Source organism: Paenibacillus sp. FSL R7-0312 (assembly GCF_038004445.1).
Classification (GTDB): Bacteria; Bacillota; Bacilli; order Paenibacillales; family Paenibacillaceae; genus Paenibacillus_AQ.
Map to the genome: position 1 here is coordinate 5,234,138 of NZ_JBBORE010000001.1, position 18,002 is coordinate 5,252,139.

The following is an 18,002-nucleotide window of genomic DNA, read 5'->3' on the forward strand; positions in this document are numbered from 1 at the left end:
GTACCGCTGAATTTTGTCTCATCCGTCCAATCAATCCCGGAGCATCTCGTATATGATTTACTAACGATGAAGTCTGGATAGAGATGGGTGAATTCATGAAACTACAAGACGTCAAAAAGGACTATGGACTGATCGTCAGCTTAGGTTCATCTTGTGCGCCAGCAATTAACCTGAAGAGATACGGTCTACGTAAATTCTCAATGCCTCTAGACTGGATGATTTCGTATTCACTGGCAGACGTCAACCGGCTTCTAAAGAATGAGTTCAAGAACTTTATGGATTTGAGAAATCTGCATCCGTTGGATGAGACTCATTTTTTGCTGGATGATGGAGATCCCGTATATTTGGATCATTCCAGGAACAATCTGTCACCATCCTATTTCATACGGGACTCTCTGTATAACATCATCTCTGCCCACGATTTCCCGATTATTCCAGGTCAGGGCTGGAGCGCTTCCTATCCCGCCTACAGACTGAAGCTGGAATACCGGGTCGGCCGGTTCTGGAACAGTCTGCTCAGCAGCGACAATAGTTTATTTATCAGATGGTTTGCAAGCGCTGAACAGGTACTGGAGCTGCATAGGATATTATCAAAACTTTTAGACAACAAGAAATTCACAATACTCATCCTAAATCCCATACCCGGCCTTACCCTAACAAGAGAAGCCGAATGGGGTATCGGCAATGTCTGCGTTCTGGAAGTGCCTGGCGATATGAATGATTATGCGAATTGGGATTACATCCTGCAAGGGATAAGTCTAAATCATTCTTAGTTATCTCTTAAAAGTAACCTCACAGCGTGTTCCTACGCCGACCTTACTTGTAAATACAATCGTACCGCCGAGCAGCTCGACCAGCTTGTTCACAATTGAAAGCCCGAGGCCGGAGCCTCCGTATTGCCGCGAGCGGGATTTCTCTACCCGGTAAAAACGGTCAAAAATAAAGGGAAGCTCCGCCTCCGGAATTCCGATTCCCGTATCCTCTACAACAAATATTGCTGAGTCCGGAGTGAATCTTAGATTCACCTTGATCTGTCCCTTTTCGGTATAGCGGACAGCATTCTCCAGCAGATTCATCACAATTTGCTCCATCCGTTTGCCATCGCCTAATACCCTCACGTCCTGCCCGCCATCGTACGACGCTGTCAGCAGCAGACCTTTCTCCTTCGCCGGTAATTCCACCCTGCGGACCGCCTGATCCACGATCTGTCTGAGATCGACCTGTTCCAGGTTCAGTGGAATTCTGCCCTCTTCCATCTTGGCCAGCTCGAACAAGTCGTCGACCAGGTGCTGCAGCCGGTGCGCTTCCTGATCGATGATGTCGAGATACAGTCCCTTCTCTTCCTCCGTCTCATACAACCCGCTCTTCAATACCTTGGCATATCCCTGCAGGTAAGTAATCGGTGTCCGCAGTTCATGTGAAATGTTAGCGAGGAATTCCTGTCGGGTATCCCTGTAACGCTGCAGATCAACGGCCAGATCGTTAATGGCTCCTGCGAGGAAACCAATCTCATCCTTACCGCGGATGGTAAGGCGTGTCTCCAGTTCACCGGCGGCGATCTTGCGGGTGGCTCTCTGCATCTGCAGAAGCGGACGGGACAGGACCACGGCAATAATCCAGGTGATGCCGAGCGCCAGAAGGAATGCGCCGATCCCGGCAAGCAGCAGTATATTACGTACTGAGGCCAGCGATTCTTCCATATTCGTGGTGGAGGACATCACATATAGCGCCGAACTGACACCTTCACTGCCCGAGATAGGCTGACCAGTAACGAAATAACGGTGCCCCTCTGGATCTTTGTACAGGAAGCTGACCGTTTTGCCGTTGAAAATATCAGTTAGATCCCCGGTTCGGATAAACGCCCTGTCCGAAGAATCGTGAACGCCTGAATGGAGACTCGTATGGCCATCGGGAAGTATGTTAAATATACTGACATTAGAGAATTCAGCAAACGTCGTCATCATCTGGCTGGTCGTGGATTCCTTGGACTGGGCCATGACCGTGAAATGGGAGGCGAGCTCCTCCGTTTCCGTCTGCATTTCGTTGTAATAGAAGCTGGTGAACATCCTGTCGATCACCATGCCCAGCGACAGCAGCACGATCAGGAATACGGACATGATGACCAGCCCAAGCTTGGAGCCGATGATATTATGTTTCATCCGGACTACCTGTGACCTGGAATTTATAACCGAGGCCCCATACCGTTTGCACCGGATTATACGCCAGTCCCGCTCTCTGCATCTTTTCGCGGATATTCTTGATGTGTGTGTCGATGACCCGGGTTTCACCGCCGTAATCGTTGCCCCATAACCGTTCGACCAGCTCATCGCGGGTGAATACCCGTTGTCCGCTGCGCGCAAGCAAGGCCAGGAGATCGAACTCTTTTAACGTAAAATCAACGTTCTGGCCCTGTACACGCACCTCGCGTGCCTCCGGGTAAATCCGCAAATCGGGGTATTCCAGTACTTCTTCCCGGGGTGCCAGTGACTGCGTCAGCGCAGAACGGCGGAGCAGCGAATGTATCCGGGCCAGCAGTTCCTCCGGCTCAAACGGCTTAGTCAGATAATCATCCGCGCCGATGCCAAGACCCTGCACCTTATCCTTAATCTCCGAACGCGCGGTGAGCATCAGGATGGGGATATGGCTCTGCTCCCGGATCACACGGCAGACCTGCCAGCCATCCATGTCAGGCATCATCACATCGAGCAGTATCAGATCAAACGCGTGCTGCCCCGCCATGCGGATGGCTTCCTGCCCCGTGGCCGCTTCCTTGGTGGTGAAGCCCTCATTCAGCAGATATATACGCAGCAAATTCCGCATATTCCATTCATCGTCTACTATAAGTATTTGAGATTTGGACAAGCCGTTCACCCTTTTTTGTGGAATGGTTAATCGTTCGTGCATTCATTATACCCAAGTGGGAACGGTTATGCCGTTCTTTTGGGGTGAGGTCCGTTTCCGCGAAAAAAGAGCAAGTCGACAGCGGGTCCCGCTGCCGGCTTGCTCTGTCTAATGCCCCGAGTGCGGATTGTCACCGGAGGCGGAGGAAATTTCCAGCATGTCATCGATCTCACTCTGCGCCGCGGCGCTGATCGTTGCTGCATCGCCAGTCAGCCAAGCGTGATTATACGGGCCTTCCGCCGGTGAATCCTTGAATTTGGGCTGCAGCTCCATCGTATAATTCATCAGAGAATCCGGCAATCCGTCCTGCTTCATGAAGACCAGCGGCGCGTGTTTGCCCAGATGGGAGAAGGGGGCTGCGGCAATCGCAAGCATCGTTGAATCCGTAGTCAACAAGGACAGATTATGTCCGGGAGCAGTGATTCCCCAGCCGAAGCCGTTCGCCGTATCCTTGAATTTGGCAAAGGCAATGGCATTCTCATAAGGATCCTCTCCCGCTATACGCGTAACCGTTCCGTATTGCTTAAGCTGCTCTTCCACATCAGCTGAAATGACAGATTGGGGACCGAGAATGTAGATTGCTGCACTGCCGCCGCGTTCCTTGAGCGCGTCTGCTGTTGCAGCCGGGATTTCGCTTTTTCTCACATATAGTAAAGGCTCTGGCATATGGGCGATCCAGTTCACAGCCGGGAGGGTATATTCAGGACTATCCACCGATCCGATAATTACACTCTGCGGCAGCTCGCCTGACACTTTCGCATAGTAAGCATCAATAGCGCCTGCCACTGCGGCTGGATCATCCCCTTCAATCTTGTCCAGCTTCAGATTAAGCGAGCTGAGCTGCGACTCGACAGCTTCAGACGAAGGACCGACAATTACAACCTGAATGCCGTCATTGCCGTCCGCACCAAGCGGCTTCAGCCGCTTCAATTCAGTAAGAGTCTCATCCGGCACACCATTTTGGGTGAAAAAGAGCACCGGACCGTTGTTCGGATGGTGGATCAGGTCCGTGCTTACCGCCGCAATCTGCCAGTTATCCACACTTGTCAGGACTACAGACGATGGCCGGTTGCCCTTCGTTTCAGCCGTCCATAAGGTCCGGGAGACCAGTACAGCCGCCTGAACAGGGTCAGAGGAGTTAATCCGTGTTGTATTCTTGGTAGCGATCCATGGCGTGGTTACTGCTGTTTGTGCAGGGATAGCGCTTGATTCTTCCTTGTTATCCCCGCCCGGGCTGCAACCCGCCAGTATAGCTCCAAGCAGCAGGATAAAGGTAGCCGTCAGTAGTCTTTTCTTCATCATTGTCCCTCCATTCAAGTTGCTCTAGCGAATACCTAGAAGTGTACAGGACAAATGTGTAGAAAGAATGAAGCTGCTTACCAGGCCACGCGGATAATCAGGCCTTTGGGATCGCCGACTTCGAGATAGGCCGCCTGGCCGTTGACATCATCATAAGGGAAGCCGTAAGCCAGCCCGCTGATGCTGTGATCATGCCAGAACTTCGCATAGTAATTGGCTGGAGCCGCTTTGTAATAGTCCTCGACATTGTTCCAGTTGCCGGAGGTGTAGACATGGCGGTTAATGGCAGCGCTGGTGGCAGCATCAATAAGCGAGCCATCGTTGCGGAGAATATCCTGGGTGCTGTAGCTGGAATAACCTGCGAAATAATTGCCGTTGGCCCCGCCGGCTTTAAACGATCCATGGACAGGAGCGATAATCCGGTAAGGCGCCTGATCCGTAGCAAGTGATTTGAAGGCGGACGGTACTTCATTCTGGTATTTAGTGAAGATTCCGGCCCGTGTCTCCGATTCCAGCTCGCCTACGGTCTTATCATAGCCGCCCGACAAGCCTACCAGCCGGTGCTGGATCGGGAAGCCGAAGGCATCTACGCGTGTCGGTTGCCGTGATAGCCTGTAGCATCCACCGTGAATTCAACGAAATCGAAATAGAGATTACGGTTAGGGTCGGTAGGATTATCAATATCCGGTCCGGCAAAGCCGTCATCATAAGTCTTGATGTACAGCGGCGTGCCTACGCTGAGGAACATGCGGCCGGAGGTGATTTTGGGCATCGTTACCCAGGAAGCCTGACTTACGGTATGGTAGATATTCGCGTAATTCACGCCGTTCTTGATCAGATGACCGGAGGCATCATTCAGCGCATTAGAGATTGGCAGCAGATTGCCGCTCAGATCCAGATAACTCCATTTACCGTTGGCCGGATTAATGCCGATGACTCCCCAATATACCTGATTGTCCGGATAAGCTCCGCCCGTGCCGTTCATGACCTTCACCGACACGGAACCTCCCGGCGGGGTGGGAATGGAAGAGGCGGTAATGGAATAGATCGAAGCAGAGGAACCCCCAGGCGGGGTAGTCGGCGCCGTTCCGGCGGTATACGTAAACCAGCCGGTATCATATGCCGGTGTTCCATTGTTGTACGTGAAGAAATAGGTGAGAACCGTTCCGCTGGTAACGCCAGTGACCACCTGCTCATAGCGGGCTTTGCTGCTGTTGTAGGTAGTACGGTAATTGAGCTGCGTTCCGGAATTGACCTTGTAATGTACATCCACCCAACTGGTGCTTACTGTAGATTTGAACCAGATCGTCGCTGTAGTTCCCGACAATTCTACTCCCTGGGTATAATCAGCGGCGGCAGCTTTGGAACCAAAGAATGGCAGGCAAGAGAGCAGAAGCACGAACGCAAGCATGGACATTAGCCATTTTTTACGCATCATATATTCCTCCTGAATTATAGTGGCATTGCTGTAATCATTACCTTTAGCAACGGGAAGCTATAGACAGATCATTCAGCATTTCAGAAAATATCCACCCTCCCCCATCCCCGGATCAAACCAGAATTACGTGTAGATGTATGCGTTTACAAATATGATTATAGTAGGGCAAATCTTCATTTAGTAGGCTCGGAATTTCGGATTCAGGTTCCCATTTTTTGGTTTTATGACTTAATTTCTTCCGTTTCACCTCTAGAGCGCTGCAAAAATAGCAAAAAGCCCTCAATCCCCAGATGCCAGGTGATTAAAGGCTTTTCTAAACTTTATTTCAGTATCCGCTTTTACCAGTGCTGCGAAATAAAGGTATCCCGTCCGGATTGCTCACGGTCCTCTTTATAATGCTTCGGATTCTTCTTGTGATAGTCCTGATGATAGTCCTCAGCCGGATAGAAATGGGGTGCAGGCAGAATCTCCGTCACCACAGGAAGCTCAAATCTGCCGCTGGCCGCCACTTGCTCCCGGGAAGCCAAAGCCGCCAGCCGCTGCTCTTCATTATAGTAGAATACCGCTGTCCGGTACTGCGTGCCGCGATCCTGAAACTGTCCGCCGTCATCCGTCGGATCAATCTGCGGCCAGAACAGCTCCAGCAGTCTATCGTAGGGGAAAAGTGCCGGATCAAACGTAATCTGTACTACCTCATAGTGACCCGTTGTCCCAGTCTTGACCTGCTCATATGTAGGGTTCTCCACCGTGCCTCCGGCGTACCCTGATACAATTCCTTGAATTCCGGGAAGCTCTTCAAACGGTGTAACCATGCACCAGAAGCAGCCTCCGGCAAACATTGCCTGTTCCATAAGCTTAATCCCTCTCCCTGTCTCTCATCTGCAATTCATACATTAACGCTTGTTCTGAAGATAAGGCCTGCTGGTCATAAAGTCAATTTGAGAGATTAGACCTGCAAGCTTTTGACCATAATGACGTGGGGAATTCCATCTTCCATAAAGACAGGCGAGGAAGTCTCATAGCCCAGCTTCTGATAAAAGCCTTCGGCCTGCTTCTGGCCATGCAGCTTAGCTTGCCGGAGTCCTTGCTCTACTGCCATAGCCTCCAATGTGCCGATAATTACGGACCCTAGCCCGCTTCGGCGGTACGGGGCCAGCAGACAAATCCGTTCCAGCTTGGCCCATCCGTCCACAACCCGCAATCTGGCTGTTCCTACTGGAGCGTCCTCATCCTCGTGAAACACCAATATATGCTCTGCCTGGTTCTCATATTGATCAAATTCATCGGCCAGCGGTACGCCCTGCTCCTCCACAAACACTTCACGTCTGATCCGGAAGGCCTCTTGTAATCCTGCTTCATTCGTAACCTTGTCTACACGCATATCATCCTGCCTCCCTCTCCGGTTAAGCTTGCTTAATACCCGCCCAGAAAATCCCCCAGATATCCTCCAGGCGCTGTTCAAATTCCTCCTGCTTGTAAAATAACATCTGCATAGCGATCCCGTCCAGCAAACAATAATAGGCCGAGAGCAGGCTGTCTGTCCGCTGCTGCCGTATGACTCCCGTGCTCATGCCCTCCTCAAAAATCGCCCGGTACAGCACAGCGGAACGTTGCTCCATCACCGCAATCTGCTCCTCCAGCAAATCTTGGAAGAACGGCGGCGGAAATTGCACGGCCATTTTGTAGAATGCAGTCAATACCGGGTGCTCCGCTTTGTAATAGTAGTTCTTATACATAATCTCACGCAGCTTCATCTCTATAGGTGTATCCCTGAGGCCCTTATACAGTTGTTCAAGAAATTCATAGTAATGCCGGGCCATTTCGCCGAAGGCGGCCATGAACAAATCCTCTTTTTTCGGAAAATAGGTAGCAATGGATTGCTTCTTAATCCCTACCGCCTGGGCAATCCCTGCCAACGAAGCTCCTTCAAAGCCCTTCTCGGCGAATTGTGAACATGCAGCCTGCAGTATCGCGTTAGCAGTCATCTCATCAACCCCCTGACGATCGTCAGGTAATTATCACATGCAGATTATAGGTTTGTCAATCTTGCAGGCAACACCCCTGTATGATCGTTGCAGCGCGCCAAAAAAGGATCACAGCACGTGATCCTTTTGCCTTGTACACTATGAGGGTACTACGTATCATCTTATTCCGTTCATTCTACACATACTGTCCTGCAGTCAACCCAGTTCTGCTCGTCGAGGACATGTAGATCCCTTCGATCAGTTCAAGCGTCTTAATTCCTTCCGCTGCGTCAATCCAGAACTTTCGGCCATCACGGATATGGGCATAGAAATCATCAATTAACCGTGAATGTCCGCTCCCCCAATACGATTTCCCCTTGGTGCTGCCGGTTGCCGGTTCGCTGAGCAGCGTCTCTTGCCCGTCCTTTAACAGATACAGGCAATCCCGGCGCTGCAGCAGCGTTCCCTGCTCGAAGACCAGCTCCAGTTCAACCGGAGAATTCACCACATAAGCATTGGTACCGTAAAAGAGTCCGCGCGCACCATTCCTGAAGCTGATGCATGCATGCGCACTGTCCTCCACTTCAATGACTTCATTCAGCACATCGGTTGTGACACTGCCCTTCACGGAAGAAATTTCACCGCCGAACCATTGCAGCAGATCCAGGGTATGAATAGTCTGGTTGATGAGCACACCTCCGCCTTCAGTAGCCCAGCGTCCTCTCCAGCTGCTATTCTTGTAATAATCGCTACTACGGGTCCAGGTAACTACCCCCTTCATACAAATGAGGGCTCCCAATTCGCCGGAATCTATCATTGTCTTGATCCGGACCGAAGGGTCATTGTAACGGTTCTGGAAAACTACACCGAGCTGCCCCTCCGCTTGATCAGCGGCTGCCTGCATGAACCGGGCAGAAGGTACATCCAGCGCCATCGGCTTCTCGGTTAACACATGTTTGCCGGCCTTCAGCAGTTCCACCGCCATCCCGGCATGCAGATAATGGGGCGTGCACAAATGGACAATACCGATATCCGACCGCTCCAGAAGCTGCCTGTAATCCGTCAAGGCTTCGCATCCATAATCCTGAGCGGATTGTGCCGCCTGAACGGGATCACTGTCCACCACGGCCAGCAGCCGCGCATCATCTATAGAAGCAATGGCCCTGGCATGCAGCGGAGCAATCGCACCGCAGCCGACAATCGCTGCTCCAATTGGATTCATCTTATACACCTTCCGTTCTTCTAGTAGCTGTTCATGCAACTATTTGAGAGTATCCGGGGTCAGATTGAGCGCTTGACGCTGCGCCTCCAGGCATAGTTCGGCCGCCTTGAAGGCATGCTCCTGGGTCATGGCATTTTCTGTACGCTGCAGGCAGTCCAGGATCAGCTCGCCGAAGAACGGAAAGCCGATTTTACCTGCTACATGTTCATAATGTTCTCCTTCACGGTCCACATAGTAGACATGGTCAGGGGTGCTGGAGCGGCCAATATCGCTGTATTTGCGCAGCTCGATATACCCTTCCGTGCCTAGAATAATGGTCCGTCCGTCCCCCCATGTTCCCAGACCCGCCGGAGTGAACCAGTCCACCCGGAAATATTGGGTAGCCCCGTTATCGCCAACCAGCGTGGCATCTCCGAAATCCTCCAGCTCCGGGTACGCCGGATTGTTGTAATTGGCTACCTTGCTGTGCAATACCTTCGCATCGCGGCAGCCTGCATAGAAGAGGAACTGCTCAATCTGGTGGCTGCCAATGTCACAGAGAATGCCTCCGTACTTGTCACGCTGGAAGAACCATTCCGGGCGGCTATTCGCATTTAACCGGTGAGGTCCCATGCCTATTACCTGGAGGACACGGCCAATGGCTCCCTGCTGCACCAGGTGACCGGCATAGACAGCGCTCTCCACATGCAGTCTTTCGCTGTAATACGTCATGTACTTCCGCTGTGTCTGCTCTACCTGAAGGCGTGCTGCTGCCAGCTGATCGAGTGAGGTGAACGGTGATTTGTCCGTGAAATAATCCTTCCCGTGCGCCATGACGCGCAGACCCAGCGGACCCCGCTCCGAAGGAACCGCCGCCGCCGCTATGAGCCGTACTTCAGGATCTTCAAGAATCTCTTCAGCCGAGCGTGCGGCCCGGACGCCGGGATAGGTGTTCTGGAACACTTTCACCTTCTCGGGGTCAGGATCGTATACCCATTTCAGTTGTGCTCCCGCTTCCACAAGCCCGTTGCACATCCCGTAGATATGCCCGTGATCCAGCGCCAGTGCGGCAATTACGAATTCACCGGGGCCCACAACAGGCTTGGCCTCATGTACCGGGGCATACATCATTCCGTCCTTGCGGCTCATGCTTCAACCTCCAGCTTGGCGTGCAGATAGTTCAGACTAATCTCCAGGCTCTCAAACGGATCACGCTGGCACACATCCTGCTCCACGATATGCCATTCCACACCTGTCTTGCGGCAGGCTTCAATAATCGCTCCGTAATTCATGTTCCCCTGGCCGATTTCGGCAAAAACCGGTTTGCGCGACAGAATCGTCATATCTTTGAAATGCACCGCCTGCATTCTGCCCTTCACTTTATGAATCCACTCTACAGGATCGCCGCCTCCGGCTTGAACCCAGTACAGATCGAGCTCAAAGCCAAAAACCTCCGGATCACTTTCCTGCAGCAGAATCTCCATACCCGTCATGCCTTCGAACCGTTCAAATTCAAAATCATGATTATGATAGACAAATTGCAGGCCATACTGCTCCTTCAGCGTACGCGCGATTCCGGAAGCCAGCTTGGCAAAGGTGCGGTAGCCTTCCTGGCTGGTCTGATACTCTGCCGGCAGTGCGCCAAGGCCGATGTACTTGCAGTTCCACAGCTTATGTTCAGCCGCGAGCGCATCCAGATCATTCACCAGCCGGTTCCAGGGGACATGCGTTGCACATATTTTCAAGCCGTATTCATCCGCATACTCCTTCACCAGCTGGGAGTCAATGGGTCCAATCCCCGAGATCTGCACGGCCTGGTAGCCAATTTCACTCACCTTCCGCAGACTTTCTCTTAACCCCTCCGGGGTCTGGGTAAATTCACGTAAGGTATACATTTGTGCGGCAATCGTTGAACGCTCCATTTCATTCATCCACTCCTAGATTAGTTTGAATTGGTTAGATGATGCTATACCTGCAGATTAAAGAGTGATGCTAGTGGGTTCCCGATACATCCAGGGCTTTCTGGCTGACAGGCGCCTTTTGAAAAGTAGAGTTCTGCACCTGCACCATCAGCTTCTCGTGGAACAAGTCGCTGTCGATCGGCAGGTCTACCCAGTTATCGGTCCATGCTGACAGGTACATCGCATTGGACAGTGTCAGTCCGTGAATCCCCTCTTCTCCAGGCGCCAGGAGAGGCTCGTCATGAAGAATGGCATTGGTGAAATTACGCAGAATGCCTTTATGCTGATCTCCCTCACCAGGGGCAACCGGAATCTCGCATTTCCAGCACTCGGGTGCTCCGAATCCTCCTGTAAATTCAGCATTGAACTGCGGCTCCGGTGTGCGCAGGCGGAAGAACGTAAGCTTCCCGTCTTCGATTATGATTTTACCGTTGTCGCCTGTGATCTCGAACCGGTTAGTGCCCGGCGCTTCCCCTGTGGTGGTGATGAACAGCCCCGTTGCGCCGTTCTCATATTCCACATAGGCAGTCACATCATCCTCCACCTCAATGTTGCGGTACTTCCCGAAGTGGCAAAAAGCCCGTACCCGCTTCGGCATCATTCCGGTCGTCCACTGCCAGAGATCCAGCTGATGCGGGTCCTGGTTAAGCAGTACGCCGCCGCCTTCTCCGCCCCAGGTCGCCCGCCAGCCGCCGGAGTCATAGTAACTCTGAGAGCGGTACCAATTGGTGATAATCCAGTTCGTCCGCCGGATCTCCCCCAGCTCCCCTGACTTGATCAGCTCTCTAAGCTTCTGGTAGAGCGGGTTGGTCCGCTGGTTGTACATAATGCCAAACTTGCGGTCAGACCTCGCAGCAGCGTCGTTCATCTCCTGAACAGCTTTGGTGTAGACGCCTGCGGGCTTCTCAATCAGAACATGCAGCCCGTACCCCAGCGCTTCAATCGCCAGCGGCGGATGATCATAATGCGGTGTGGCAATCAGCACAGCATCAATGCTGCCAGACTTGAACAATTCTTCCGGTGAACTGAACCGCTGCACTCTATCCGGCAAATGCTCCTCCGCCCAGTCCAGCCTTTCCTGGTTGCTGTCACAAACGGCTGCCAGCTCGGCCCCCTTAATATCACTCAGCAGGCTTTGCGCATGCGCTCGCCCCATATTGCCCACTCCGATAATGCCAAATCGTACCTTTTCCATCTCCCAATCACTTCCTATTACAGTTTATGATATGAGGATAACCTTAATCGCCCCCGCTGAACATGACTGTAATTAAGGTGTTTTTGTATAATAATAAGATGTATTAGATAAATGAAAGCGGTATAATGAATGTATGAGCGTTGTAAAGGAGCTAAACCTATGAATATGAATGCCAACGGAAACCTGACCGGACGCCTGCTGCAGAATCTGACCGTTACCGTTACGCATGCCCAGTTAACCAGCAGATACCCCGGATGGAATAGGACAAACGAGACCCCTTCCTTCAACCGGCTGTACTATATTGATTCCGGCGAAGGCAAAGTGATCATCAACGGCGTGGCGTATTATCCCAAGCCCGGACAATTAATGATCATGCCGGCTGGCTCTACCCAGACCACGGACACCTCGCCGAATGATCCTTATACGCGCTACTATTGCCATTTCGATGCGCAGATCGGGGAATGGCCGCTGTTTCATTCTGCGAATAAGCTCTACATCAGCGATGTGCCGGATCCGGATGCGGTAAGGGCGATTTTCACGGAAATGATTGATTTGTTTCAGGATACCGGTTTTCTGGCGACTCTGCGGACTCAGGCTTCGCTGCTCACGCTATTGGCGCTGTGTCTGGAATCGGGAGGCTACAGCAATTTCCTGGATGACCTGACACATACCAGCGATCAGGGGAAGCTGGCGAATGTGCTGACTTACATTGACCAGCGCCTGATGCGTCCGCTTGATGTGGAAGAGCTGGCGGAGCTCGTTCATCTGCATCCGAACTATTTCATTCCCTATTTCAAGAAATTCATCGGCGTTCCCCCGATGCAGTACGTTCAGCTGAAACGGATGGAGCTCGCTAAAAGACAGCTCTCCTACACCGATTTCAGCATCTCCAATATCGCTGAGCAGGTCGGCATGGAGCTTGCCCATTTCTCCAAGGTATTCAAGAAGACTACTGGCGTTTCTCCTTCTGCTTACCGGAGCAGTACGAAGTAGGGGGGCTTGGGGTACGATAATCATATGCGCCTTGGGTGAATGCTCTGCTCCATTCCAGCTAAGACTGCGATAGCTGATATAAGATCCAGCAGTTCAGAACGTGCGGCGTTACTTCGCTGGACCCGACTTTTAGGCAAAAAACCGCTTCCGAGGAATGCTAGTTGGATTTTCGGCACTTAATTATCCCGTTTCTCCCATTCAAAGGCGAGTAAGTGGATTTTCAGCATTTAATTCTGCGAATATTCTAACTTTTCCTATTTTCAGTAGAAGTAAGTGTTGTTTTTCCAACTAGATTAGCCGAATTAGTTATTCCTGCAGAATTAGATGTCATTTATCCAACTGCTTCCGGCAGAGTCTCTGAGCACAACTTAATAGGGGTCCATATATAAGCACAAAAAACAGCAATACTCCAAAGGTTATTCCAAATGAAAAAAAGGAACCATCCCAAGCCATATGATGGCTGATAGGACTGTTCCTTTTTGTAGCTACATACTATTTAATCCCGAAATATGTCTCGGCATTGTTGTAACAGATGTTCTCGATCGTCCGGCCCACAAAAGCATAATCACGCGGCAGATCGCCCTCTTCAATCCATGTGCCGAACAGGTTGCAGAGAATCCGGCGGAAATATTCATGTCGCGTGAAGGAGAGGAAGCTTCTGGAGTCGGTCAGCATGCCGACGAATGGACTGATCAGCCCGATGCTGGAGAGCGCCTTCAATTGCTGCAGCATGCCTTCCTTCTGATCATGGAACCACCAGCCTGAGCCCATCTGCACTTTGCCTTTGATCCCAGAGCCCTGGAAATTACCGATCGATGTGGCAATCATCTCGTATTGTGACGGATTCAGCGTATACACAATGGTCTTCGGAAGCTGTCCGCTGGCATCCAGATCATTCAGCAAGGCGTTCAAGCTGCGTGCCATATTGAAGTCCAGAATCGAATCGAAGCCGCTGTCCTTGCCAAGCGCATCGAACATCCGTGAGTTGTTATTGCGGAGCGCCCCGATATGCAGCTGCATGCTCCAGCCCCGCTCGTGGTAGAGCCGGCCTAATTTGAGCAGTGTGTAGCTCTGGAACTTCTGTTCCTCCTGGGCGCTGATCTCCTCGCCTTTGAAGGCACGGGCAAATATGTAAGCTGCTTCATGTTCGGTTGAATGGGCGTGCGGAAGCTCACCGAAGGCCTGATCCGACAGACGGCAGCCATGCTTGTGGAAATAATCGATCCGCGAAGTCACAGCCTTCATGAATTCGGAATAACAGTGAATTTCCAGTCCGCTGGCTTCACTTAACGTGGCAACATAGCCGGCAAACCCTTCATCGCGGATATTCAGCACCCGGTCCGGTCTGAAGGTTGGAGCAACCACGGTCTCCAGTGCACTGTCATTCTTAATAAGAATGTGATGCTCCAGTGAATCGGCCGGATCATCCGTTGTGCAGACGACGTCAACATTCTGCTTCTTAAGGATGCCCTGTGTAGTCATGCCGTCTCCTTGCAGCTGTTCATTACAGCGGTGCCAGACACTCTCCGCGTTATCGGCCGAGAGCAGCTCATCGATGCCGAAGTAGCGCTTCAGCTCCAGATGTGTCCAATGGTACAGCGGATTGCCCAGCATCTCGGGTACGGAACGTGCCCAGACCATAAATTTGTCTTTGTCCGGAGCGTTCCCAGTAATCAGCTGTTCATCAATACCGAGCCAGCGCAGCGCACGCCACTTGTAATGGTCCCCCGATAACGCCAAATCGGCAATATTGCGGAACTTGCGGTTGCTGCTGATCTCCTGAGGATTCAGATGACTGTGGAAATCGTAGATCGGCATTTTTTGGGCATAGTCATGGTACAGGGTTTGCGCACTTTTGTTGAGGAGCAGCCAATCTTCATGAATAAAAGGTGAGGTACTCAATGTGTTCTCCAGCCTTTCGTCATACCGTATTTTAGAAGATAAGAATGTATAAGCTACACGCAATATAACGTTCTTATCTTTCCCGCAGAAGAGGATTCCTGTCCTGGTGAGGACGGTATTAGCCGTTTCTGCCTGTTTGCACTACCATACTACCATACTTGTATGGTAGTATGGTAGTGCTTCTGAACAACTTAACAGGAGGGCTACGCGATGGAATACATTATCGGTACACAAGCGGTTTCCACAAGGGACATCGTGTATCGTTCTTTGAAGAATCAGATTTTGCTGTTGGAGCTGCCTCCCGGCACCAGCATCTCGGAGAAAGAAATTTCACTTAAATTCAATGTTAGCCGCACTCCCGTCAGAGAGAGCTTCGTCCGGCTGGCCCAAGAGGGCCTGCTCGATGTCTATCCCCAGCGCGGAACGGTTGTCTCTCTTATTGATTCCGGACTCGTCGAAGAAGCCCGCTTCATGCGCGAGCATCTGGAGCGGGCGGTTATGCGCGAGGCCTGCAGCTCTTTTCAGGCCAAACATCTTATAGATCTAAAGGCGAATCTGGATAAACAGAGACTCTGCATTGAAGATCAGGACTATAAAGAAATGTTCATGCTGGATGAAGAATTCCATCATCTGATCTTTACAGGCTGCAGCAAGAAGAACACCTGGGAAGTCGTCCAGCAGATCAAGGTCCATCTGAACCGCAGCCGGATGCTTAAGCTTACGGCAGATCATAATTGGGAGCATCTGTATCAGCAGCATTATTGCCTCTATGAAGCGATTCAGACACATGATGTTTCGCAGGGTGATCATATGATGCAGGAGCATATGGCCTTAACCATTGCCGATCAGGAGATGCTGATGGAGAAATACCCGCAGTACTACAAGTAGAAACGACTCTGCCGTCCATTTAAAAAGGAATCCGAGGAACTGAATAGAAGCCCCGCCCGGCGGGTAATGATGCCCGATAGTAAACAGACTTCGTCCTATTTAGGATCATACTTACATTAGAGAAGGGTTGGATACCTATGTCTGAGTTCGCCGATGACCAAAGTTCCGGCTGGATAGTACGCAAAGAGCTGGCCAGCGGCGAATTAAGTGAACTAAGAATCAGGCATACACTGACTGAACGGGATTTCCGGATCATCCGGCAGAAGAATGCTCCAGATACACTGGCTATGCGGGTCTTTATCGGGAAGCTGCTGGATTGATATACTCTGCTCCAGTTAATCAGCAAGCAGAAGCCAGAGCAGAACAGCTTCAATACGGCCGGTCCTCCACTGGAATACATGTGGGGGACCGGCCGTATTGTAAGAACAATTATTCAGCTATTCGGGGCAGGCCGAATCATGATTATCCCTGCCGGCGGAACCTCCAGTGCATGCACACCTTTCTTCCACACCAGCCTGTGGTCCGCAATAACAGTTCCGCGGCAGTCGCGGATATTCACGAGCAGCAGACCCGGATCGCGGTCCAGCTCCAGTACCAGGCGCGGGTTCAGCGTCCCGTTGATTACCAGAACCAGCCCGGGCAAATCCCCTGCTAAAGGGATCACTGTATCATGATAAGCGGCAAACACCCACTTCTGCGCGGTGCGGGCGATGACAAGCGGATACAGCAGCTCGGGACTCACCGGCTCCAATCTGCCGTCCAGCAATACATCCCGGTGCTCGCGCCAGAAGCTTAGCCAGAAGCCCAGCATAGCCTTATGCGGCTCAGGCAGAGTATCCAGCCGTACAGATATCTGCGGCACAGCGAACAGAATGTTAATGAACTGCAATGCCGCTGCCTCGACCGGTTCCTCCGGATTCCACATCAGCATATCGGCATGTGCCGCGGTATCCCCGCAGATCAGCCGGATATCGATTGTATGCATCCGGTTCTGCAGGGCATCGTTCGGACAATCTGCTGCCCGGAACATATTGCCGTATTTGCGCATCAGCGGTCCGGTATAATTCTGGCGGAATTCGATCAGAATATCCGGCTTCAGCTGCCGCAAGCGGGAGAGGATTCCGCTTAACAACAGATCGACGGCTTCCGGAACCGAGCCTGTATCCCGGCTGCCCCCGTCGTCATCCTTCTGGTCCGCCTCCCGGGCCGTATAGAAGCTATCCACGAAGTCGAGCTTGAAGCCGTCCAGATTCCATTCCAGCAATGCCTGCTCATATAAGGAAATTATATATTCCCGGACTTCCGGATAACGGGGATCGGCCACGCCTGCTCCGAAGCTCTCACTATAGTAGAGTAACTTATCCTTGAAGCGCAGCCAGGCTTCACTATGCTTGCCGATGAACGGCACGGCATACCACAGCAGGTATTTCATGCCAAGGTCATGGACACGGGCTACATGAGCCTGCATATCCGCGATTTTGTCCGGGCTGGCCTTCCAGTCTCCGCAATACGCATACCCCCGGGCTTCATCCGACGTCTGCCAGCCGTCATCCACAATTACCGAGCCGCAGCCCAGTTCACCTGCGAGTCTGCACTCCAGCTCTATGGTCTCCGGCTTCAGCTGCTGATGGAAGCTATACCAGGTGGAATACACCGGCTCCCTTGCAGTATCAGGAACCGGGGACGGCTCAATCCCTTTCAAGCCTGCCCACCATTTCCCCGCTGCGCCCAGTGCTTCATAGTAAGGAACGCTGCGGGAATCCAGCCGCAGGATGAGCTCATAATGAGTTAAGGGAGAGACATCGCCTGCGAACAACGTTACAGCACATTGAAAGCTGGACGTTTCTTCATTCAGTCCCGCACGCAGCTCCAGCGGATTCAAGACATCGGAGCAGGCAAAGGTCAGAGCATTGTTCCCCCTGCTACCATACAGGCTGACAACCGGTGCAGAGAAAGTGGATCTGGACAGGAACCCCTCCCGCCAATCAGGAACCAGTCCCCTGTTTCGTTCCGCTGCCGGATGCCACATTCCTTGAATATCAATGGCCTGGCAGCACCAGCGAAGGGTTAGCTTGGGGGGAGCTGCCGGAACAGGAGCACTGAGTGTCAGGACAGTATAGGTAACGCCATCTACTCCGTGCTCCACATGAAGCTGAGATTGAAAGTCCGGACTGCTTCCTTCAAGAAGAATCTCGTAATCTCCCGTGCGAATGGTCTTCATTACGGTCCAAGCTCCTTCATAGCCAATTATCCGCTTATA

18 protein-coding genes are annotated in these 18,002 nt (G+C 51.9%); 4 read left to right on the plus strand and 14 right to left on the minus strand.

All coding sequences use genetic code 11. The features are described 5' to 3' along the window. The first annotated feature begins 95 nt into the window (after positions 1-95). Positions 96-773, plus strand: a complete 678-nt coding sequence (locus tag MKX70_RS22770) for a DUF1796 family putative cysteine peptidase (protein WP_340840793.1) — start codon at positions 96-98, stop codon at positions 771-773. Here the strand turns inward: MKX70_RS22770 and MKX70_RS22775 are convergent, their stop codons facing one another. The 12 genes from MKX70_RS22775 to MKX70_RS22830 all read right to left on the minus strand — a co-directional run bounded on the left by MKX70_RS22775 (position 774) and on the right by MKX70_RS22830 (position 11,959). Then, positions 774-2,159, minus strand: coding sequence for a sensor histidine kinase (locus MKX70_RS22775; protein ID WP_340840794.1), 1,386 nt, complete (start codon positions 2,157-2,159; stop codon positions 774-776). It abuts the gene before it with no gap. After that, entirely contained in the window at positions 2,149-2,862 is a 714-nt protein-coding gene (locus tag MKX70_RS22780) for a response regulator transcription factor (RefSeq protein WP_340840795.1), read from the minus strand. Before MKX70_RS22780 ends, MKX70_RS22775 begins: the two co-directional genes overlap by 11 nt. A gap of 147 nt (positions 2,863-3,009) precedes the next feature. Continuing rightward, positions 3,010-4,203, minus strand: coding sequence for a cell wall-binding repeat-containing protein (locus tag MKX70_RS22785; RefSeq protein WP_340840796.1), 1,194 nt, complete (start codon positions 4,201-4,203; stop codon positions 3,010-3,012). Between the two features lie 74 nt (positions 4,204-4,277). Then, entirely contained in the window at positions 4,278-4,748 is a 471-nt protein-coding gene (locus tag MKX70_RS22790) for a beta-1,3-glucanase family protein (protein ID WP_340840797.1), read from the minus strand. Positions 4,749-4,786: 38 nt separating this feature from the next. Then, positions 4,787-5,638 carry a beta-1,3-glucanase family protein gene (locus MKX70_RS22795; protein ID WP_340840798.1) on the minus strand — a complete coding sequence of 284 codons (852 nt, stop codon included), beginning with the start codon at positions 5,636-5,638 and terminating at the stop codon, positions 4,787-4,789. 338 nt (positions 5,639-5,976) lie between these two features. After that, entirely contained in the window at positions 5,977-6,489 is a 513-nt protein-coding gene (gene msrA, locus MKX70_RS22800; RefSeq protein WP_042236281.1) for a peptide-methionine (S)-S-oxide reductase MsrA, read from the minus strand. A gap of 95 nt (positions 6,490-6,584) precedes the next feature. Continuing rightward, on the minus strand, positions 6,585-7,019 hold the full coding sequence (locus MKX70_RS22805) for a GNAT family N-acetyltransferase (RefSeq protein ID WP_042236279.1): 435 nt from the start codon (positions 7,017-7,019) through the stop codon (positions 6,585-6,587). Positions 7,020-7,041: 22 nt separating this feature from the next. Beyond that, positions 7,042-7,623, minus strand: coding sequence for a TetR/AcrR family transcriptional regulator (locus MKX70_RS22810; protein ID WP_042236277.1), 582 nt, complete (start codon positions 7,621-7,623; stop codon positions 7,042-7,044). Between the two features lie 175 nt (positions 7,624-7,798). After that, positions 7,799-8,824: a Gfo/Idh/MocA family protein gene (locus tag MKX70_RS22815; protein WP_340840799.1), complete on the minus strand. Its 1,026-nt coding sequence runs from the start codon at positions 8,822-8,824 to the stop codon at positions 7,799-7,801. Between the two features lie 39 nt (positions 8,825-8,863). After that, positions 8,864-9,952 carry a Gfo/Idh/MocA family protein gene (locus MKX70_RS22820; RefSeq protein WP_340840800.1) on the minus strand — a complete coding sequence of 363 codons (1,089 nt, stop codon included), beginning with the start codon at positions 9,950-9,952 and terminating at the stop codon, positions 8,864-8,866. Continuing rightward, positions 9,949-10,725, minus strand: coding sequence for a sugar phosphate isomerase/epimerase family protein (locus MKX70_RS22825; protein ID WP_340840801.1), 777 nt, complete (start codon positions 10,723-10,725; stop codon positions 9,949-9,951). Before MKX70_RS22825 ends, MKX70_RS22820 begins: the two co-directional genes overlap by 4 nt. Positions 10,726-10,795: 70 nt before the next feature. Next, the gene (locus tag MKX70_RS22830) at positions 10,796-11,959 is read right to left on the minus strand and encodes a Gfo/Idh/MocA family protein (RefSeq protein WP_340840802.1); all 1,164 of its coding nucleotides are present in this window, start codon (positions 11,957-11,959) and stop codon (positions 10,796-10,798) included. A gap of 159 nt (positions 11,960-12,118) precedes the next feature. Here MKX70_RS22830 and MKX70_RS22835 point away from each other — a divergent pair, with 159 nt between their 5' ends. Next, a complete protein-coding gene (locus MKX70_RS22835; protein WP_331281919.1) occupies positions 12,119-12,952 on the plus strand; it encodes a helix-turn-helix domain-containing protein in 834 nt (277 codons plus the stop codon). Between the two features lie 492 nt (positions 12,953-13,444). Here the strand turns inward: MKX70_RS22835 and uxaC are convergent, their stop codons facing one another. Further along, positions 13,445-14,854: a glucuronate isomerase gene (gene uxaC, locus MKX70_RS22840; RefSeq protein ID WP_340840803.1), complete on the minus strand. Its 1,410-nt coding sequence runs from the start codon at positions 14,852-14,854 to the stop codon at positions 13,445-13,447. A 210-nt stretch (positions 14,855-15,064) separates the two neighbouring features. Here uxaC and MKX70_RS22845 point away from each other — a divergent pair, with 210 nt between their 5' ends. Together MKX70_RS22845 and MKX70_RS22850 are read left to right on the plus strand one after the other, a co-directional pair. Beyond that, positions 15,065-15,742 (plus strand): GntR family transcriptional regulator, encoded by a 678-nt coding sequence (locus tag MKX70_RS22845; protein ID WP_039292670.1) that lies wholly within the window; start codon positions 15,065-15,067, stop codon positions 15,740-15,742. 137 nt (positions 15,743-15,879) lie between these two features. Continuing rightward, entirely contained in the window at positions 15,880-16,062 is a 183-nt protein-coding gene (locus tag MKX70_RS22850; protein ID WP_340840804.1) for a hypothetical protein, read from the plus strand. Positions 16,063-16,175: 113 nt separating this feature from the next. On the opposite strand, the gene MKX70_RS22855 is transcribed toward MKX70_RS22850, so the two are convergent. Further along, the gene (locus MKX70_RS22855; protein WP_340840805.1) at positions 16,176-17,963 is read right to left on the minus strand and encodes a glycoside hydrolase family 36 protein; all 1,788 of its coding nucleotides are present in this window, start codon (positions 17,961-17,963) and stop codon (positions 16,176-16,178) included. Between the last annotated feature and the right edge of the window lie 39 nt (positions 17,964-18,002).

Coding starts and splice junctions, on each gene's coding strand:
- MKX70_RS22770 (WP_340840793.1), top strand. CDS start 96: ATGAAACTACAAGACGTCAAAAAGGACTATGGACTGATCGTCAGCTTA.
- MKX70_RS22775 (WP_340840794.1), bottom strand. CDS start 2,159: ATGAAACATAATATCATCGGCTCCAAGCTTGGGCTGGTCATCATGTCC.
- MKX70_RS22785 (WP_340840796.1), bottom strand. CDS start 4,203: ATGATGAAGAAAAGACTACTGACGGCTACCTTTATCCTGCTGCTTGGA.
- MKX70_RS22795 (WP_340840798.1), bottom strand. CDS start 5,638: ATGATGCGTAAAAAATGGCTAATGTCCATGCTTGCGTTCGTGCTTCTG.
- msrA (WP_042236281.1), bottom strand. CDS start 6,489: ATGGAACAGGCAATGTTTGCCGGAGGCTGCTTCTGGTGCATGGTTACA.
- MKX70_RS22805 (WP_042236279.1), bottom strand. CDS start 7,019: ATGCGTGTAGACAAGGTTACGAATGAAGCAGGATTACAAGAGGCCTTC.
- MKX70_RS22810 (WP_042236277.1), bottom strand. CDS start 7,623: ATGACTGCTAACGCGATACTGCAGGCTGCATGTTCACAATTCGCCGAG.
- MKX70_RS22815 (WP_340840799.1), bottom strand. CDS start 8,824: ATGAATCCAATTGGAGCAGCGATTGTCGGCTGCGGTGCGATTGCTCCG.
- MKX70_RS22820 (WP_340840800.1), bottom strand. CDS start 9,952: ATGAGCCGCAAGGACGGAATGATGTATGCCCCGGTACATGAGGCCAAG.
- MKX70_RS22825 (WP_340840801.1), bottom strand. CDS start 10,725: ATGGAGCGTTCAACGATTGCCGCACAAATGTATACCTTACGTGAATTT.
- MKX70_RS22830 (WP_340840802.1), bottom strand. CDS start 11,959: ATGGAAAAGGTACGATTTGGCATTATCGGAGTGGGCAATATGGGGCGA.
- MKX70_RS22835 (WP_331281919.1), top strand. CDS start 12,119: ATGAATATGAATGCCAACGGAAACCTGACCGGACGCCTGCTGCAGAAT.
- MKX70_RS22845 (WP_039292670.1), top strand. CDS start 15,065: ATGGAATACATTATCGGTACACAAGCGGTTTCCACAAGGGACATCGTG.
- MKX70_RS22850 (WP_340840804.1), top strand. CDS start 15,880: ATGTCTGAGTTCGCCGATGACCAAAGTTCCGGCTGGATAGTACGCAAA.
- MKX70_RS22855 (WP_340840805.1), bottom strand. CDS start 17,963: ATGAAGACCATTCGCACGGGAGATTACGAGATTCTTCTTGAAGGAAGC.